The 20,888-nt window shown below is 45.3% G+C and carries 8 protein-coding genes; 7 read left to right on the plus strand and 1 reads right to left on the minus strand.

The features are described 5' to 3' along the window. The first annotated feature begins 278 nt into the window (after positions 1–278). From ACQ96U_RS01070 to ACQ96U_RS01100, 7 genes are all read left to right on the plus strand, one after another. Complete coding sequence (locus ACQ96U_RS01070; protein WP_431719373.1) at positions 279–425, plus strand: hypothetical protein; 147 nt, start codon at positions 279–281, stop codon at positions 423–425. 110 nt (positions 426–535) lie between these two features. Next, a complete protein-coding gene (locus tag ACQ96U_RS01075; protein ID WP_431719374.1) occupies positions 536–1,384 on the plus strand; it encodes a peptidylprolyl isomerase in 849 nt (282 codons plus the stop codon). Between the two features lies 1 nt (position 1,385). Beyond that, a complete protein-coding gene (locus tag ACQ96U_RS01080; RefSeq protein ID WP_431719375.1) occupies positions 1,386–2,435 on the plus strand; it encodes a hypothetical protein in 1,050 nt (349 codons plus the stop codon). A 184-nt stretch (positions 2,436–2,619) separates the two neighbouring features. Further along, complete coding sequence (locus ACQ96U_RS01085; protein ID WP_431719376.1) at positions 2,620–8,436, plus strand: thrombospondin type 3 repeat-containing protein; 5,817 nt, start codon at positions 2,620–2,622, stop codon at positions 8,434–8,436. Positions 8,437–8,777: 341 nt separating this feature from the next. After that, entirely contained in the window at positions 8,778–17,723 is an 8,946-nt protein-coding gene (locus ACQ96U_RS01090) for an RHS repeat domain-containing protein (protein WP_431719377.1), read from the plus strand. A gap of 11 nt (positions 17,724–17,734) precedes the next feature. Continuing rightward, positions 17,735–18,151, plus strand: a complete 417-nt coding sequence (locus ACQ96U_RS01095) for a hypothetical protein (RefSeq protein ID WP_431719378.1) — start codon at positions 17,735–17,737, stop codon at positions 18,149–18,151. A gap of 223 nt (positions 18,152–18,374) precedes the next feature. Beyond that, entirely contained in the window at positions 18,375–19,433 is a 1,059-nt protein-coding gene (locus ACQ96U_RS01100; RefSeq protein WP_431719379.1) for a transposase, read from the plus strand. A gap of 99 nt (positions 19,434–19,532) precedes the next feature. Here ACQ96U_RS01100 and ACQ96U_RS01105 read toward each other — a convergent pair whose 3' ends face one another. Continuing rightward, positions 19,533–20,636 carry an FG-GAP repeat domain-containing protein gene (locus ACQ96U_RS01105; protein WP_431719380.1) on the minus strand — a complete coding sequence of 368 codons (1,104 nt, stop codon included), beginning with the start codon at positions 20,634–20,636 and terminating at the stop codon, positions 19,533–19,535. Positions 20,637–20,888 lie beyond the last annotated feature (252 nt).

Below are 20,888 nucleotides of genomic sequence, written 5' to 3' on the forward strand. Positions count from 1 at the left end.
AGTGAGGTGGCTATTTACAATCTAATGTGCATAATGCAGAAAATAAGGGTATTTATTTCACCCGCCGCAGATGGCCATCCGTGGCCGCTGCGGCATAACGATGCTCCCGGCATCTGCTCCATAAACACCCTTAATTTCTGCGGGTAAACATTGCGGGTTAAATTGACCAGATGGTTTACCTATATGGCTAATGTGAAGTGTATTTTAGGGTTGTTTTTTGTATGGTTCAGATAGTTAGGCACAGTAGGATCAACATCACGAAACCGTTTGCGACATGGATGTCGCAGCCGAGCCTCCAGGGATGGATTAACGGCGTGTTGAGTGGTGTTGATGCTATCTGTGCAGGCAAATTTACCTTTGTGTCTCGTTGTGGGTATGGTAAAAAATTATTGAATGATGTGCTGTATACCACTAAGGATATATAGAAAAAATAAGCCTTTCAGGCTGCTATACTCTACAAATTATGGTTTTAATCAGCTGTTGTTTTTTATTGCATTGTGGAACGGTTTAAAACTAAGAAAAGCAGGAGTAATGTATGAAGTATAAAAACGGTATATTGAGCGTTTTAATTATTTCTGCACTTGTATCCGGTTGCTCCCGTGATGAAAAAAAAGAGGTGGCTTTAGAAGATAATTCGTTGGCAAAAGTGAACGATAAAATAATAACAAAAGATGCTTTTGATGCCTATTTACAATTTAAACGGATACCTAATGATAAAGCAGAATTAAAATCTCGCGCATTGGAACAGTATCTTGAGCGAGAGGCGCTTGCCAGTGTCATTGAAAAACAGTCTCTTGTGACTCAACAACAAATTGATACGGAGATTAATGAATTTAAAAAACAGATGTTGATCAGTCGTTATTTTGATCAATATTTACAGGATCAAATTACTGATGAGGCGGTAGCGGATTATTATGCAAAAAATCAACAACAATACGCCGCTGAAAAGGTTCATGTCGCTCATATATTAATTCGAACTAAACCCTCAATGACTGAGGCAGAAAGACAGGCAAAATTAAATCAGGCACAAGAGTTGTACAGCAAAATACAAGCCGATGCTGATTTTAATGAAATTGCTAAGCAGTATTCTGAAGATAAGTTATCAGCGGCAAAAGGGGGAAATTTAGGCTGGTTACCCAAAGGCGCAATAGCACCCACTTTTTCGTCCGCTGTATTTTCAATGGCTCAAGGCGAAATTTCTACGCCAGTAGCAACGCCCTATGGTTTCCATATTATTAAAGTGGTTGAACCGGCGAAAACGATTCAGCAGCCACTCGAAAAAGTGCGTGGTGATATTCGTTATATCTTGCGACAGCAGGCACGTAAGGCAGAATTGGATCGATTATTACAGTTGGCAAAAATAAAACGGCTACAGGAGCCTTAATGTGATTAGGCGGTTAGCAGCGATAAAAAAAATGATGGGGTGTTATACTCGCAGTGTTTTTATCATCCTGTACATAGCAACTTTAGTGGGTTGTGATGATGCGTCTTCGACTAAAGAAAAAACATCTGAACATCCTGTTAGTCAAAATGCCGGTGAAGTGGATGCCTCTGGAAACACTACAGCTGCTGTAGACAGTAAACCTTTGTATAAAGTAAACGATGCGGTTATTCGTGAGCAGGATGTGCAATTAGCGATTGAGCGTACTTTAGGAAATAGTGTTAATTTGCAGGATGATGATGCGCTTGAAGAAAAAATTCTACAAAGTTTAGTACAAAGCCAAGCGATGGCGCAGATGGCTCTGTCTGCAATGTCTGAACAAGAAAAACAAAAATTAGAGGGGCATGTCAGTGCGTATCGTGAGGAGCAATTAGTTAAAGCCTATCTTGCCAAACACACAAAACCTGTGCCTGTAACAGCAGAACAGGTGCAAGAATATTATCAGGCGCATCCTGAAGAATTTAGTGCAGGTGTGAGAAAAACATTCCAGGTGATCAGTAATACGGAGCCCTTATCACCCGAGCAACAGCAGGTGATGGTGACTCAACTTGGGAAACTAACCATGGAAATGGACTGGGAAGCTCAAACTCGCCAATGGCAACAACAGAAGCTGCCCATCAGATTACAACAAACGACGTTAAAGCCTGAGTTATTACCTGAGCCATTACGATCATTGGTTGCTAAGACAACTGCGGGTAACCTTTCTCAAGTATTTGCAGAACAATCGACTGAAACAGGTGATTTATCTCCAACACCTGCTAATCAGGCAATTACCGTTATGCGTGTCAAAGTGTTGAATGAAGAAAGTCTGGGCCAACAAACTTTACCTGAAGTGGCAGGCAGAATTCGGCAAAAACTAGCACCACTTCGTATCCAGCAGGCGATTAAAGAGGCTGCCAAAAAGGCAATGGCTCAAGTGACAGTAATTGATTTACGGGAACAGACATCAGCGGCTGATGCGCTGGATTTACGTCAAAATATCGAGACAGAGTAGCGACTACAAATGAAAATGGCACAGTTTATAAGGCTATAAACTGACAAATGTTAGGGAGTTTCTTACTTCTTACTGAAGGGTTGAATTATGTTGTATCACCCCATGCATACCATTTCACGTATCCAATACATAGATCATTGATTGTTTTTTTCAGGTGAAAGCCTGAGATTAAGGCAGCACAATCATGATGTATTGTTTTATTCATCAAAGCATAATCCCTTGTTTACGGTGTATGCTTTGTATCGTATTCATTGTAGGAAGCACGGCAAGCAATGCAGCACAATACTGTTCAACACTGTTTGATGGCGCATTACAAGTTAATCAGCCCCGAGGCGGAATAGTATTTTTCCTGGGGGGCAAAGTCGTCAATAACCCCAGTTACGAACTGGTAACACCATGGATCTATGACTGGTTTGCCTGGAATACCTGTGGGCGTTACAACTGTTGGGCGTCATATACCACTGCGAACAAGATGGTCAAGCCGCGATTTCGTTATAGTCGCCAGCACACCAATGTGTACCTTAAACCACGTCGCTCCTATCAGCTTCAACCTAGAGATGGTAACCAGTTTGGCAATATTGTCGTTAGACAGAATGCTGAGTTAAGTTTTGCTAAAGGTTTTCAGCGAACATACATCAACTATTTACGCTTGGGGGGGCGTGCCAAAATTTTATTGAGTGCGGGTGAGTACTGGATTAACTGGTTAAGTCTGGGTAACCGCAGTCAGGTCTATTTAAGAGGTGATGGGCCAGTAATCTTGTATGTTAATCATGGTTTTACATTACCCCGCAGTAGCCGAATTAATATGAATGAGAGTAATGCGGGCAGCACACCCTTATCCATTTATGTCAAAGGTTCAGTTCGGCAAGCCAGAAGCTCAAGAATTACCGCTCGTATTTATACGGAACATCACTATCAGTTTGATCCAGAAAGCCAGCTGTATGGTGCACTTAATGCCGGTGATATTGATATTGTCCGGGGGGCGCGTATTTTTTACTTGCCCGAAGCCAGCCAAGGCCAGCCTTTTTACTCCCACTGTCCCGATCTTGATGGAGATGGCATCCTCGATCACCTGGATGATGACCGTGATGGTGATGGCTTTTCCAATGCTATCGAAGAGCAGTTAGGGACTGATCCCAATAATCCAGCAGACAGTCCACCTGATATGGACAATGACAAAATCCCTGATGCCTTGGATGATGATATTGATGGTGATGGCATCAGCAATGCTTATGAGCAACAGCTCGGCACCAACCCCCGTGATCCTACTAGTGTTCCTCCAGACCTTGATAAAGATGGTATTCCCGATGCACTTGATCAGGATCGGGATGGTGACGGGGTACTGAACAATAGTGACGCCTTCCCTGATGATCCCAATGAAAGCAGTGACTTGGATGGTGATGGCATTGGTGATAATGCCGATACGGATCGTGATGGCGATGGCATCAGCAATACCTATGAGCAACAGCTTGGTACAGACCCGAATGACGCTACCAGTACGCCCCCTGATTTGGATAACGATGGTATTCCTGATGCCTTAGACGATGATCGGGATGGTGATGGTGTTGTTAATAGCGATGATGCCTTCCCAAATGATCCTAATGAAAGCAGTGATCTTGATGGTGATGGCATTGGTGACAATGCAGACATGGATCGTGATGGTGATGGCATTAGCAATGACTATGAAACGCAGTTGGGCACTGATCCCAACGATGCCACCAGTACGCCCCCTGACATGGATAACGATGGAATTCCTGATGCGCTAGATGATGACCGTGATGGTGATGGGGTCAACAATACATTGGATCGCTTCCCTAATGACCCTCATGAATACTCCGATCTGGATGGTGATGGTATTGGTGATAATGCCGATACCGATCGTGATGGTGATGGCATCAGTAATGACTATGAAACCCAGCTAGGGACTGATCCTAATGATGCCAGCAGTAAGCCCCCTGATTTGGATAATGATGGTATCCCTGATGCGTTAGATGATGATCACGATGGTGATGGTGTCGTTAATGCAGAGGATGCTTTTCCTGATGATCCAAATGAAAGCAGTGACCTGGATGGTGATGGCATTGGTGACAATGCAGATACCGATCGTGATGGAGATGGTATCAGTAATGACTACGAAGCTCAGCTAGGGACTGATCCTAATGATGCCAGCAGTACGCCCCCCGATTTAGATAACGATGGTATCCCTGATGCCTTAGATGATGATCGCGATGGTGATGGTGTTGCAAACGATCAAGATGCGTTCCCCGATGATGCCAATGAAACCAGTGATCTTGATGGTGATGGCATAGGTGATAATACGGATACGGATCGCGATGGGGATGGTATCAGTAATACCTATGAAACCCAGCTTGGCACAGATCCTAATGATAAAACCAGTACCCCTGCGGATTTAGATAAGGATGGTATTCCTGACTCATTGGATGATGACCGGGATGGTGATGGTATCAATAATGCACAGGATGCATTCCCTGATGATGCCACAGAGTCCAGTGATATCGATGGTGATGGTGTTGGGGATAACAGCGACCCAGATAAAGATGGTGATGGCATTAGTAATGCGTATGAAACTCAACTTGGAACTGATCCGAGTGATCCAGCCAGTACCCCTGCAGATTTAGACAAGGACGGCATTCCTGACCCATTGGATGATGACCGCGATGGTGATGGTGTCACTAATAATGAAGATGCCTTCCCAGGCGATGCCACTGAATCCAGTGATATGGATAGTGATGGTGTTGGGGATAACAGTGATCCCGATAAAGATGGGGATGGCATCAGCAATGACTATGAAACCCAGCTGGGTACTGACCCCAGTGATCCTGTCAGTACACCACCAGACTTGGATGTTGATGGTATTCCCGATGTTCTGGATGAAGATAAAGACGGCGATGGCGTTAACAATGATGAGGATGCTTTCCCAGAGGATGCAACAGAATCCAATGATTTGGACGGTGATGGACAAGGCGATAATAGTGATTTAGATAAAGATGGGGATGGTATCAGTAATGATTATGAAACTCAGCTAGGCACTGACCCTGCAGATAATACCAGCACACCTCCTGATAATGATAAAGATGGTAAGCCTGATGCGGTGGATGATGATCGTGATGGGGATGGTGTGGTTAATGACAGCGATGCTTTTCCTGATAACCCTAATGAAACCCATGACTTAGATGGTGATGGTATTGGGGATAATCGTGATCCCGATAAAGATGGTGATGGTGTCAGTAATGAAGATGAGCTTGCAGCAGGTACTAACCCTGCCGATGCAACAGATTATCCTATATTGGAGCCTCCCCAGCCCGTTATCAGTACCCCAGACAATCAGCAAGTCACTTCCGATACCTTGCAGATAGAAGGTGGTTTAAAGCAACAGTGGGATAGTAGTCTTCAGTGGACTGCACGGAGTGACCGCTTTGGGGATACTCCCCTCGTAGTTAAGCTGCTGCAGGACAATCGTTGGCAAACAACCGTGCCCTTGGCAATTGGCCGTAACATCATTGTGATTGCAGCTAAAGATAACCGAGGTCGCGTTGGCCAGGCACAGCTTACGGTGAACCGGGTCGATACGGGGGTGGCATTGGCCCTTCAGGTTAACCAGCCAGTACCAGGTAGTGTGGTCACACAAAACACCGTAGTGATAAAAGGTGAGCTCACCATACCCAAGGCTGCCGCACAGCTTTCTGTCACAGTGGCTGGGCAACTTGCGGTGGTTTCGCCAACCGCAGATAACACGCGTTTTACCTTTACTTCTGAAGCGGTCACGTTAGTGGAAGGCAGTAATACACTGGCCTTGTTACTTCAAGCGGATGACCAGGCACTCGACCGCACACTGAGCCTAACCTATAAACCTTCAATTGACGCACCTGCCCCTTCAATTGCCGCGATACAGCCAGCGAACAATAGCTGGTTAGCCGAACCAGGATGGGTTCAACAAGCGACAATAAACAGTGCCGTTGGCTTGGCGCGTATTCAACTTAATCAACAAGACATTCCTTTAGGTACAGTACAACCCAAAACCTTCCAACTTCAGGAGTTGGTCAATTGGGCTGGGCAGGGCGATAGCTGGACGGTCACTCTCCGTGCTGAAGACAGTTTGGGACAGGTGACAGAGCAGCAACTGACGTATCATCGTGATCAAACCCCGCCAGTTATCCGTTTGCAGGCAGTGGCTGGCAGCTTGCAACCGTTACCTGGTGTTAATCAGGTGGTGACTCAGCCCTATCCATTACTGGGTTCTGTGGTTGAAGCACAACTCGCAAGCTTCACTATTAATGATCAACCCGTCACCCTGTTACCTGTGGATGGTTCAGCCAATGAGTTGAGCTTTAATTCAGCCATCACACTGGCACCTGGACAAAGTGAACTGGTGACTTTGAGGGCTGTGGATCATGCGGGTAATCAGCAAGTGATCAGTTATGCCTTACAGCTACGCGGTGAGGTTAATCTGAAGTGGTTAAGTCCGCTGACGTCAGAATTTGTACTTACAGGGAGTGAACCTTATCAGCTGGAGGTGGCGGTTCAGCTCTCTGGAACGGTGAGTACAGGCACTGTGATCACGGTTCAGCTGGTCAGTGAATCAAGTGACACATCAACGGGTACCGCATCCACAGCCATTGAACTACAAGGTAATAATGTGCTGCGTTCGGCCACTCTCAATTTGCCCAACACACCAGGTAACTATCAGCTCATTGCTCAGGCGACGACTCAAGGTGAGGTGGTGAAGTCTATCACTCAGCCACTTCAACTATTGCCCGTAGAGCAAAAACCCATTGCTTTAGAGCGAACAGAACCTGTGATCGGTAGTGACGGAAATGAACCTAATCTGCCATTCACGTTTTACTTTAATCAGCCCATTGATCAGTCCCAGTTAGCCATAAAGGTTAATGAAACGGCTCATGGCTATAGCTATCAGGATATGGACCCTGCAGGTACTACGGGTGAGGCTGCCAAAGGCTATCAATTGCAACCGGTAAACCGTGATTTTGCCCCTGTCACGGGATCACTTTCTGTTCTGCCGGGAGAGCAGGTTGTGGCATTTTATCCTGAGCAGTCGTTAGCGTATGGCGCTACCGTCTATGTTCAGGTGTCGTATCAAGGGCAAGAAATGCTCCGAGGTAATTTTCAGACGCGACCATTACCCACCTTTATTAATGGCGCCATCATGGATATTTACCACCAGCCTGTTTCGGCTATTCAAGTGACACTTCAAGGTCCGGTTACAAGTGCAATCGTGTTAGCGAATGATACTTTTACCTATTCCAGAGTCGCAACAACGAATAGCGATGGCGCTTATCAGTTTGGTTATGGCGACAATGCTCAGCAAACATTGCCAGGTGGGCGTTATCGTTTAGAAGTGAATCCAGGTTTAACCAATCGGCGCTTTGGCTCACTTGTACGGTGGTTGGATGTTGAAGCTGGGCGACGAAACGAAGCCAGTATTGTTTCGCTGATACCTATGACTGAGCAAGTGCTTTATACCCCTGTTCAGTCTGGCAAAGTAAATCAATTCGCGAATGATGCACTGCGCTTAGATAGCCAGCAGGCAAGGCTTCAGTTTACCGATGGTCGTCAGCAGGGTGCTATGGCGGCTGTTTTTGTTCCAGACAGTCAAATTCCATTCACCATGACGAAGCCTCTAATTCCTCAATGGGCTTATGTGTTGCAACCAGCCGGGGTTCAAGTCAGTGGGTCGTTGACAGTTGATTTTGCTATTCCCGCGTTGGATGGCAGTTATGACCATGTTCCCCCCAATGACAGTTATGTGTTTTTACTGGGTTACAGTGGGTCAGCAGACAGGTTGGTGCCAGTGGGCGTTGGTCAGATTCAAAATAATCGCGTGGTGAGTAAGAGCGACACACACTATGACCGGTTAGATGCTATTGCCTACGGTATTGCGGCACCCGCTCATCAGGAGACACTGAAAAATTATGCAGAGGGTAAGGCCAGTTTTGCAGAGGTTTTGTTGTTATTGCAGTAGAAGTTTTTGTTTGGATTTATTGAGTTGATTGACAGTGAATATTGGGTGTAATGCATAAGATAAGGTTATTTTTTCTGCCTGCATTAGAAGGCCATCCTTGGCCACTAATGCTAACGATGCTCCCGGCATCTGCTCCAAAAACAACCTTACCTTATGCCCCAAACATTGAGTCAATAAATCAGATTGGGTGAAAAGAATAATTATTTGTTTGTTTAGTATTGGTGGGGTGTGGGTTCAGGTGCTTATAACGCCGAAGCCAAAAGTTTGGAGTGTATAGCTGATAGTCTCAAAGGAATGTGTACAGGCAAAAAAACGTTTTTGAACGTAGGGTAGTTAATCATATGCAGTGGTATGTGCCTGTTATTCAATTAAATCTTTCTGCGCCACGTTGGCTGTGTTTATTACGGCTGGGGTTACGTTTCTGGCTTGTACTACTTGTTATTTCTATCTCTGGAAAGATCAATGCATTTTCGTTTGGGTTGTTAAGAGGTGGGGAATATGTTCATCAGTCTGAGTTGGTTAGTGGCGCAGTGTATGCCAGAGATATTATTAAAGGCGAAAATGATGCGCCGATTTTAGTGGAATATGATCTAAATGGAAAAGAAATAAGAGAGCTTGGTGAACAGCGTGGACATTATGCTGATACCCGTATTATGAGTATCACAGAATATAATGGTTATTTATTACTAAGAGAAAAAATAGAAAATTTATATGCGCATAAATTTATACTATTAACGCGCGAGGGCTATGAAAATAGTCAGTTATTGGATCAAGATGGTAATCTGATAAAGAAAAAAGCATTATTGCCTGATACGTTATTTGTGTGGATATTAAAACAAGAATTTATTGTGCCCGATGAAAATTATATTTTATTGGAAGTCCCAGTTGATCCTTACCTTCCCCCTTTTACAATTGAACTCAATATGCTTCGAAGCTTATTAGTCTCGAATACCTCTGGGAAAATAATTTATAAAACTCAAAATACCATTGGTTATCGGACTGGCTTTATTGTTAACCCTAAAAGTGGAGAAGAACGTACCTTCAGGCGGAAATTTGATGATGTATTATTGAACCCCATTCCATCGGTTAAAGTACTTGCTGCGGCAGGTTCTGAGTTTGCCAGCACGACAGACGAGCAGGGCAAGTATCGTATTGAGTATTTTAATCCCCCCTGTCCAGGGTTCGAAATAACCTACCATAACCCAATTATAGCGGAGCTTCACTATAGCCGTTTTCATCCTCGTAAAACCGAATATTTACCGTATTTTTTAATTCGCGAAAAAGAAAGTTATTGTAATGGTTTGGCGGTTTATGATTACCGCGTTAATGCAGTGTTGGCGGTGCAATCAAGCTTTTATTATCACATTGATTTTCCGGTGGATATGATGGTACTGCGGGGTAGTGCAGGACTCTATAACCCTGATGACACCCCAGTCCTTGTCGGTGAGGTGGATGCTGAAAGTGGTGCTTATTATGATTTTGACTGGCAGCCGGACAAAAAAATCATACCGACTTATGACTTAAACGATGATGGTCGTGATGATGGAGTGGTGCCAGGTAAAATGGTGGAATCCAGCTCTGGCGATCAAAAAACCTTCTACAAAGTAGATACGCTGGAAGAGGCTGAAGTTTTTGGTATTTACTTTGGCACCATTCTCGGCCAACCCGATTTAATTCGCCAGGTTGACTGGCAGCAGGAGACTGCCCCTAAAGGGCTGGTGACTAAAATCAGTGAGCAGGCGATTCAAAATACCGACTTATATGTGATTCGCACAGCAACGGGTGAACTAGTGGCGGAGCAAAAAGGCCTGACATCTGGGGCTTTGGCGACAGGAGAAAAGGACAGTCACTTTCAATTTTTAGTGCGCTTACGGGGACGATTAGGTGAGGCATTCCGTCCCAATAAAAACTTCGAGCGCTGGCAGGTACAAGATGGGGTTAAACCTCAATTTCGGCAGCGTGACTACGACCATCTTCGACCAGGAGAACAGGTTACTCTTTATTTGATTAATCGAGTGACAGGGTATGTGGGCCATAAAACGGTTACTTTGGGCAAAAGCTATGGACAAGCTGGGGACAGTGATTTATCCACTGTCGTGGACGACATTAAAATGTATCCACCTAACCTCAAAGTGTGGGCGTTACGCCGACCCGCCCGTAATGCGGCGGACCAACAACTGCCAGATCAATTGATTGGTTCAGAGTCAGCGGGCTTTACTACCGATCAGTGGGTTGCGGTCTATACCGAATGGCTAGGACATGATGATAAGCCCATACCCCCAGCATTGCTAGATTATGGTTTTACTGGCCGGTTAGCGCGGGTGGTGGCGCCTAATCAATTGGCCGCAGTCACGGCGGATAGCGCTCATTTAGCTCACTTCAACATTGAACCGGGTCGTCAAACTCAGATGATTCGTTTGCCAGAGAAAGTATTAAGTCGCCAACACTTTTATGTGCAGGTCAGTGCTGTACCAAAATACCGTAATCCTACCTTTATCTCTCAGCGAGATGAAAATAGTCAGATGGGTAGCTTTGTCCCCATCAAGGTGCCTATTTTGGGAGAAGAGGATGTGGTCAAGTCGAGGCAGCAAGCCAGCGTCGTACCACGTTTTGATTGGTGGGAGTATCGCCCTGAATTCCAGTTCAGCCAGTATGATCTGGATGTGCAAGCACTGCAGGTTGTGAATATTGATAAAAGGGACCAGATAGAGATCCGAGACCAGTTAAAGACCCCTACCATTATGGAGCCAGATGATGAGCTGTTGACGCTGTTTTACAACTTGTTTGTGCCAGAAGTTGAAGCATTAAAAAGCTGGTTTAAAAATGAGGAATTTATCTTTGCGGTTGATGATCATGAAGTAGCGGTGACAGTGGGTGAAAATCAACAAGTTAGTGTGGCTGACTTGGACAAAATTCGTCAGTTGGATACAGACGGCCTGATTACTTTGAGGCTTTACGTTAATAACGATACCCAGAATATTTTATGGCAGTACCAGTTTCAGTGGCAGTTTTTAAATGTACCTGATGTTGTTAAAGGTCGAATTAAGTTGGATGTACCCAACGAGCGGGTCTGCGTCATGCCGGCACGGCTGAATTTTACTATACAGCAGCCGGCCAAAATAACCCTCATTACCCGTGATCGGTTCAGTGGAGGAGGAGAGACGACATTACTGGATGAAGCGCTGTATCCTGCGGGAACCAATACCTATGAATTTGAACCCGGAGCTTATCCTAATGGTCTTTATGACTTTACGATGACTGGGGTTTCTGAAATATCGGGTAAAACAGAAGTATACAACGGGGTGCTGGAGGTGTTTTATGATATTGATAACCAGCTTCCAGTCGGCCATGTGGTTGAACGAAATATTGATTTATTTACGGGGAGTTTAGCTTTTTCCCGCACGGATATTGATATTCCTGGTCGCGGGGGCGGTTTACAGTTTACCCGTAGCTACAACAGCCAAAGCCGTGATGCGGGTCGTTTAGGTCGAGGCTGGAGCCATAACTATGATGTCGCGTTATACCGCACAGGCTGTGGCTATGTCATGGTCAAAGGCATGGTGTTTATTGAAGAAGGGGATCACTATCGGCCCGGTAAAGGCTACCATGGCACCTTAAAAAAAGTGGGTAACCGTTACGACCTGTACACCAAAGACGGAACCCGCTATCACTTCCGCCAGTATGGTTTTGACCAAAATAACCGCAGTTGGCACCTCGCCTATATCGAAGACACTAACGGTAACCAAACCCAACTCAGTTATCACCAAGGCTTAGGAGATGGTCGCCTGAAGTCGGTGGTGGATAGTGCTGGCCGCCACTTGGACTTTTTTTATGAAAGCCGCCAGGGTGATTACCGCATTAGCAAAGTCAAAGCACCAGGTGATCTGGAGGTGGAGTTCTTCTATGATGCCCAAACCCGGCTGGTCAGTCGGATCATCCGTAGTCAGCAAGAAGCGGTTGAGGAGAAATACGGTTACCAAGGGACGGTAGCTGATCCAGAGCAGATGGCGGATTGGATTCAGTTGCATCGCATGCAAAGTATTACCGATGCCAATGGTCACACTACCCGCTATCAAGCTGTGCCTTATAAACTGCAAGCTTCCGCTACTGACAGCTTGGTTATGGATTCGGCCTGGTACACGCAAGTTGACTATCCCGATAACACCCAGGCACAGTTTAGCTATAGCGGTCGTGCCCGACGTAACAACGCAGAACTAACGACTACAGCCACTGACAATCGCGGGAACGAGACCCGTTACACGTTTAATCGTTATGGTTCCCCACTGACCATCACCTCCCCAGCGGGTACTATTGAGCATACTTGGGCGGATAAGGATGTCTTGTTGCTGTCCCGCTCCAATGAAAATGGCGTCAAGACCACCTACACCTACGATGAACATGGCAATATCCTCACCGAAAAAGTCAGTGGTCAGCAGGACCATCCAGCCAAGGTTAATACCTATGTGCTGTTAGGGGAAGGTTCGGCCGAAGGTACCATTAAAAATCGGCCAGCCACCCAACAGGATCGGGAAGGGCGGATGACCCGCTTTGCCTATGACGAACGAGGCAATCTGCTGAAGGTCACTCACCCAGACACCACTACCGAAACCTTTACCTATGCCAGCAATGGTGATCGTCTGACCGCCACCAATCAGCGCGGTCATACCACCCGCTTTGCCTATGATGAATATGGCTATCTGGCCAGTACCACCGATGCACTCGGTGGCATTACTCGACAGCAGTGGAATGTGCGAGGGTTGAAACTGCAAGAGCAAAATGCCCGTACCGATGTGCTGGGTCTGACCCGTTACCGCTATGATGGCTTGGGACGGTTGATTCGGCGCATAGATGCACTGCGCAATGAGCGCACCTACGCCTACGATGATAATGGCAACAAGCTACAGGAGATGGATGAATTAGGTCGGGTCAGTGAGTGGGACTACGACAGCCTGAATCGGGTGATTGAACAGCGTAAAACTCTGGCTGGAGAGGTATTACGCCAGCAACAAACCTATGATGCCAATGGCAATGTGCTCAGTAGCACTGACTGGCTCGGACAGATCACCGAGTATGCCTATGATGAGGTGAATCGCCGGATTCTAGAAACCTTGCCCCCTGACAGCCAGGGTGACCGGGCACAAACCCGCTTTGCCTATGACAAGGTGGGCAATTTGACCTTAGAAACGCGTCCGTTAAACCGTATCACCGAATACCGTTATGACGACTATGATCGGCGGGTCTATGTCGGTGCTTACCTAAACGCAGGCGGCAGTGAACGCGCCGAGCAGACCACCACCTATGATGAAGTCGGCAACAAGCTTAGTGAAACCGACCCCGAAGGGCGGCAGACCTTCTTTGAATACGATGTGCTGAATCGACTGGTGACCCAATTACAACCCTTAGGCCGTACTACACGTTTTGGTTATGATGCGGCGGGTAATCCTATTAGCACCACCGATGCCCTGGACCATGAGATCACTCAGACCTTTGATGCTCTCAATCGCAAGATTACTGTCACGGATGCTGAAGGCCATACCACCCAATTGGCCTATGATGCGATCGGTAATCTCACCCAAACCACCGATGCCCTAGGCCGGGTCAGTCGCACCCGCTTTGACCCACTGAATCGCGTGACGGAACAAATTGATGCCTTACAGCAGGTGACCCGTTTTAGTTACGATGCGGTGGGCAATAAACTCACCGAACAATGGCCCAATGGCCGGTTAGTGAGCTACCGCTATGATGACTTTGACCGTCTCACTGAGCAGCGGGATAACCTCGAAGGCAGTGCGCCGCTGTTACAGCAGGTATTTGATGGCAATGGCAACTTGCTAACCGCCACCGATGGGCGCGGTCTGGTCAGCACCTATACCTATGATCAGCGTAATCGGCGGCTAACAGAAAACCTGCCCGGCAATCGCCTCACTCAGTATCAATACGATGCGCTGAATAATCTGGTATTGCGCATTGATCCCCGTAACCAGCGTTGGCAGCAAAGCTTTGATTTACTGAATCGGGTGATCAATGATACTGACCCCCTCAATCAGCAGCAAACCTATAGCTATGACAAGGTGGGCAATCGCCTCACGGTCACCGATAAACGCGGCTACACCACCCGTTATACTTATGATGCCCTCAACCAATTGCTGACCACCACCGATCCGCTAAGCCAAACCCTGCAACGCAGCTATGATCTGGTGGGTAATGTGCTGACCGATACTGACAAGCGGGGGATTGTCAGTGCCTATACCTATGACCGTAATAATCGCCGCCTGACCACCACCCGTGCTAATCAGCTGCTCAGTACCCTGAGTTATGATGCGGTGGGTAATACCCTGACCGAGACCGATGCCAACGGTAACACCACGCGTTATGAATACGACAACTTGAACCGAGTGATTGTGGTGCGGCAACCGCTCGATGCCATTGTTCGCCATCGTTATAACCCGATGGGTGATCGGGTGCTGACCATTGACCCGGCAGGGCGAGCGGTGGCTTGGACTTATGATGTCCGGCGGCAACAGCTGACTGAAACCCTGAATGTCACCCTCACCAGCAATGGCAACTCGGCACCCAGCAGTGGTGAAACCACCACCTATGTTTATGACAATGTGGGTAACCGCACTCAACAAACCCGCCCCTTGGGTAATGGCTGGCGCTATGCCTATGATGATGCCAACCGCCTGCAGCAAATCACTGATGGCAATGACCAAACCAGCACCTATGCCTATGACGCCAACAATAACCTGCTAAGCCAGACCAATGCTCTGGGTCGGCCAACCAACTTTGCTTACGATGAGTTGAATCGCCGGACCACGATTACCTATCCAACAGACAGCGGCGAAACCGCTCGGGTGCATCGCACAGCGTATGATGCCAATAATAATATCAGCCAGTACACGGATGCCTTGGGCCAGTTAATTACTTACCAGTACGATGAGCTGAATCGGGAGGTGCAGCGGGAATATCAGCAGGCACAGCAACCCACTCAGCCAGGGGCGAATGTGAGTCTGAGTATTCAGCAGGTGGTGACGCAATACGATGCTAACAGCAATGTCACTGGCATGACCGAAACCTATCAAGTCAGTGGTGGTAGTGCAGGTGGTACGGAACAAAAAGTTATTCAGCAGGTTTATGATGATTTTGACCGACTGAGTCAACGCACTGATGCTTATGGGCAGGTCGTCAATTATCAGTACGATGCCAATGGCAATCGCACGGGGTTGCGCTATACGGCAGGTGGGGTGTCTACCAGTGGAGGGACTGCGAACACACCCCGTGAGACCCGCTATGTGTATGATGCGCTGAATCGCTTGGCGCGGGTGGATAATCCCCAGGGCAGTACCCGTTATCAATACGACCTCAGTGGTCTACTCCTGCGCACGTTATACCCTAATAATGCATCCATTAGCCAAAGCTATGATGGCGCAGGGCGTATCCTCGCCATGGAGCATAGGGTAGGGGATACGCTGGTGTCGCAATTTCAGTACCAGTACGATGCTAATGGTAACCGACTACAGCAAATTGCCCGTAATGGCAGCACCCTGGAAACCACCACCTATACCTATGATGCTTTAGATCGACTACAACAGGTGACGTATCCTGAACAACAAGTGATGTATGCGTATGATGCGGTGTATAACCGCACGCGGGAAACCACTACGGATATAACCACCAATCAGGTGATTAAAGACCAGGGTTTTAGCTATAACCTGCGTAATGAGTTGCTGGAAATTAAAGATTTACCTGCCGACAGTGTGGCGGTCAGTTATCAGTATGATGCTAACGGTAACCAGACCCAAAAACAAAAAGCCGGTGTGACCACCGACTTTGTCTATGACATCCGTGACCATCTACGACAGGTGATGCAGGGTGGTTCCAGCGTCGGCCAGTTTTTATACGACGCTCAGGGCTTACGTGTTGAGAAACTTGGTAACCGTGGCGTAGAACGGTATACCTATGATGATCAAAGTGTCCTCGCCCAGTTAGACTCCACCAACCAACCTATTGCCCATTACGATTACGGTCCCGGCCGCTTAATGGCCCTCACCCATCGCGATGAAGGCACCGCCTTTTACCACTTTGATGCCTTGGGCAGCATCGTTAACTTAACCACTACCACAGGTGCTGTACAAACCCGTACTTTGTATGATGCCTGGGGCCATCATCGTCTACAAGAAGGCAACAGTTGGAACCGGTTTGGCTTTACCGGCCATGAAGAAGATCCGGAGACGGGTTTAGTATATGCCAAAGCCCGGTTTTATGACCCTGATGTGGGCCGATTCTTGAGTATGGATGCCTGGGAAGGGGATTTAACCCTCGCGCCGAGTTTGCATAAGTATTTGTATGCGTATGGGAATCCGTTGGTTTGGGTGGATCCTGATGGGAATGCGGAGTATTTAGCATCAGCCAGAGAGTTTAATGAGTTTGGCTATCAACTTTACAGGGATGACAGGAAATTTGCAGCAGCAATGGTTGCAGCTGGTAGTGCTTTCTATCAGATTGGAACAGGCTTCTTTAGTTTTGGATTATTTGATGAAGCTAATGAAGCAGTTACAACAAGCGATACTTATAGTGAAGCTGCAAACAAGTTTGGAACAAGTGTTGTAAATACGGCTGAAGAAGTCGCTAAGGAGTATGTTGAAGAAGGTGTTGTTAGCGCAACTGTAACTGTGGGAGGGAAGCTTGCTTGTGGCCGCTGGAGACAAGCATGTGACAAAGTAGTTGATGTTGGCAAGAAGGTTTATAAAAAGCTTGACCAAGACATTAAGTTAAAGACTACACCAAAAGAAAAGCCAAAGATTACAGCTGAAGATCCTACTGGAATAAGTCCAACGCAGGCGATCGCTGATGCTGAGCTTGGAAATATGACTGATCAACAAATGATTGATACGATAATTGAAGCTAGATCTCAGAAAAATGCTCCTGGGGGGGCAACCTTTGCGATTGGAAGAAATGCAGATGGCACTATAACTCCTGTAAGGGAGAGTATACCTGATCCATCGGGAGACCCCAAAAAAGCAATACACGCTGAACCACAAGTAGTTGATGACCTAAAGCCCGAAGGCCAAAGAACTATCGCTGTTGATCAATATCCTTGCGGGCCAAATAGGAATAATTGTTCTGGAATGGTATTGGAAGATGGGAATATCCGAATAGTTGTACCGGAAAAGCCTAAGAAGCCTGGAAAAAACCCAAAGACTGCTGCACAAGATGCGGCCAATAAAGGGGCTGTGGTGCAAGCGAGGCAGTTAAGCGATCAAGATATTATTGAGAATGCTAAATAGCTGGATAAAATATGAACAGTAAAGCGATAGTAGACTTTGATCTTTTTCGAATTAATGATGTATCTCTTTGTAATAGTTATGACCTTGGCGGAAAAAATAGTGGAGTAATAAAATGCACTAGTGGAGGCTGGTATGTTTGTGTTGAGAATAAAATAGTCGAAAGTATATTTATATGTTTGAGAAATGGGTATCAGGGATATTCTAGATTTAATGGGATCTTCGTGAAAGATGGTTGTGAGATAAAACTAAGTACTAAGTCTACACCAGAAGAAATTGATCTCATTTTTGGTGAGCCTGTTGAGTTTTTTGAGGATGAAGTTTCAATTAATAGAAGATATAAATTAAGAGAGTTTTTTGTGGAGTTTGACTGGGGAACACAAGGCGCAATTCCAGATTTGCGCTATCTATCTATAGACAATAAGTTGTAGAAAAAGAAGGGGACACCCTAGATTTGACGTCGATCAACGGTAAAGAAAGAGGACACTCGCTTTTTGATTTTGATCAATAGAGGAAAGGGACACCCTAGATTTGATATTGATCAAAACCCGAAAGAAGGGGACACCCTAGATTTGATGTTGATCAAAAAGTAGTCTGTTGCATGTGGTTATGATGCTGTCTGAATTTTGATCAGTTGTAGTGAGAGGTTTAAGGATGACGAGGCCACGAAGTGAGTTGGTGAGTGTGCAGGATACGCCGTATTATCACTGTATTTGTCGCTGTGTACGCCGCGCTTTTTTGTGTGGTGATGATCGGGTGACAGGTCAAAATTTTGATCACCGTAAAGCGTGGATGGTTGAGCGCCTAACTGAGTTGGTTAAGGTATTTGCGATTGATATCTGTGCTTATGCGGTGATGTCGAATCACTATCATTTAGTGGTTCGTATTGATGAAGAAAAGGCTGAACAGTGGACTGATGATGAAGTGATTCGTCGCTGGCGGAAACTGTATCAAGGCCCTTCTATAATTCAGCGTTATTTAGCAGGCGCAACGTTGGATAAAGCTCAACTTAACGTTGTTAATGAGATTGTTCAGCAATGGCGGCAGCGATTATCTGATTTATCCTGGTTTATGCGCTGTTTAAATGAACCTATTGCCCGTTGGGCTAATGATGAAGATGGTTGTAAAGGTAGATTCTGGGAAGGCCGATTTAAAAGTCAGGCATTATTGGATGAAGCCGCATTATTAACGTGCATGAGTTATGTGGATTTAAATCCTGTCCGCGCCGGTATGGCAGAAACTCCAGAAGCGTCAGATTTCACATCAATTCAAGCTCGGATGGTAGCGTGGGCTAAGCGTCAACAGAAAAGAAAACCACGAAACCAGACTTTTGTACGAAAAACAAAACTTCCAAAACAAACCCTACCTGTCGTACCTCTATTGCGTTTTTCTGGTAATGAAAAACAGGGAAAGAAAACGACAATTCCCTTCAGTTTAAAAGACTATTTGCAGTTAGTTGATTGGTTAGGCCGTGCTATCCGTGATGATAAGCGTGGTGCCATTAGCGAGCAACAACCGCCTATTCTTGAGCGTTTAAATATCAATAAAGATGAATTGCTTGCATATGTAAGCCGTAAAGAAAAACGCTTTATTGATGTGGTTGGAACAGAAAATAGTATGCAAAAAGCAGTGACGCAATGGCAACGGAAATTTATAAAAGGGATTAGACTTGCTAAGCAACTCTTTTCGGTAACATATGTTCAATATACCTAATGTAATGAAAGTAAAAAATAGTGACAAAGTAACCTATAAAGAGTGTAGTATTCAGTTTCTATAACTCACCCTCCTTGTGAGCTATATTAATTGGGTTGTCTATTTTTTTGATGATTTTGCAGGGTATGATTTTAATTTTAAATCGTATTCAGCAAAATACTTAATGGGTGCATAATAAAACTGTGTGGGGCTAAAAGTTTCTCCTGCATTGAGTGCCACCATTAGGATATGCTTACCTTTTTTATTGCTAGCTAAACCTAGTATGTCTGCTTTCCCATCATGGTTTACATCTGCTATAGATTGTTGCATATAGCCATAAAAATTGCTTGCTACTTGCTTGTAGGGATTGAATTTATCACCATTCAGGTTCTCTGCTAATTTTACAGAACCATCTTTGTAAAAGGCAATTAAGTCTGCGTAACCATCTTGAGTGATATCAGCAACTTGTATATTGAATGACGCTTGTTTTAACGGAGCTTCGTCAGATAACCATGATTGGGTTGGCTGGAAGCCATTAAGTCCACTATTAATAGCCACATCTATGGTATTTGTATTAGCGCCAATAAGATCTGGATAGCCATCATAGTTAACATCTATTATTTTAATATGCTTGTACTTTGAGGTATTGAATGTTCCTGATAATTTTTTCCATTTTGTGCTAAAAGCACCATTATTACCTTCAATAAAGTAAATGCTTCCTTTATAAAAGAATATAATGTCATCGTTGCCATCATTGTCGATATCAGCTATTTCCAAGTAATCTGTACTTGTTTTTAAATTACCTTTAAATTTGGTTAATATTGGATCATTTCCAATAAAGTTTGCTCCATGGTTTATGATTGATGTAACGCCTTTACTGCCTATTCCGACAATATCTTCTAAGCCATCATGGTTAATGTCTTTTAAAATGGCATAGGACAGCGCATCATCGCTTCCTGCATAACCAAAACCCATATTGCCAACGCCATTAGTAGAAAATGAACCTGTGGTATGATTAATTTCTAGTTGATCAATCGTGCCATCACCGTTTAGGTCTCGATAATAATAGCTATATTGACTATTGGGCGCAGTGAATGTACCTACTTGAGTAAATACTTTTTTGGTATCCAATGTAATATTTTCTGCAGCATGTGAACTTAAGCAGGTTAAACAAGTTGCTGATAGTAGAGTAAGGTGAACAGATTGAATCAGTTTATTCTTCATGTCAGTTTCCTGGTTATAGCAGTCTAATGATTAATAAAATGAATTAAATCAAGATTAATGTTTTTAGCGATTAGTAAGTTGTCCATACATAAATTGAAGTAACAGCATCGTAACGATTTATTTTATTAAGGTGGTTTTCTCTGGAGTAGGCCAGTTATGCCCTTTAATAACTACCTTGCATAATATAAATATCGCTGAATACTGGCAGCCAGATTTATGTATGGACGAATGGATATTTATAGCGTTTGCTTA

Origin of the sequence: Zooshikella sp. RANM57, from assembly GCF_050749885.1 — a bacterium.
Taxonomy (GTDB): domain Bacteria; phylum Pseudomonadota; class Gammaproteobacteria; order Pseudomonadales; family Zooshikellaceae; genus Zooshikella.

Bases quoted from the DNA above. Each gene is read 5' to 3' on its own strand.
- ACQ96U_RS01085 (WP_431719376.1), top strand. From the start codon at position 2,620: ATGATGTATTGTTTTATTCATCAAAGCATAATCCCTTGTTTACGGTGT.
- ACQ96U_RS01100 (WP_431719379.1), top strand. From the start codon at position 18,375: ATGACGAGGCCACGAAGTGAGTTGGTGAGTGTGCAGGATACGCCGTAT.
- ACQ96U_RS01090 (WP_431719377.1), top strand. From the start codon at position 8,778: ATGCAGTGGTATGTGCCTGTTATTCAATTAAATCTTTCTGCGCCACGT.
- ACQ96U_RS01105 (WP_431719380.1), bottom strand. From the start codon at position 20,636: ATGAAGAATAAACTGATTCAATCTGTTCACCTTACTCTACTATCAGCA.
- ACQ96U_RS01095 (WP_431719378.1), top strand. From the start codon at position 17,735: ATGAACAGTAAAGCGATAGTAGACTTTGATCTTTTTCGAATTAATGAT.
- ACQ96U_RS01070 (WP_431719373.1), top strand. From the start codon at position 279: ATGTCGCAGCCGAGCCTCCAGGGATGGATTAACGGCGTGTTGAGTGGT.
- ACQ96U_RS01075 (WP_431719374.1), top strand. From the start codon at position 536: ATGAAGTATAAAAACGGTATATTGAGCGTTTTAATTATTTCTGCACTT.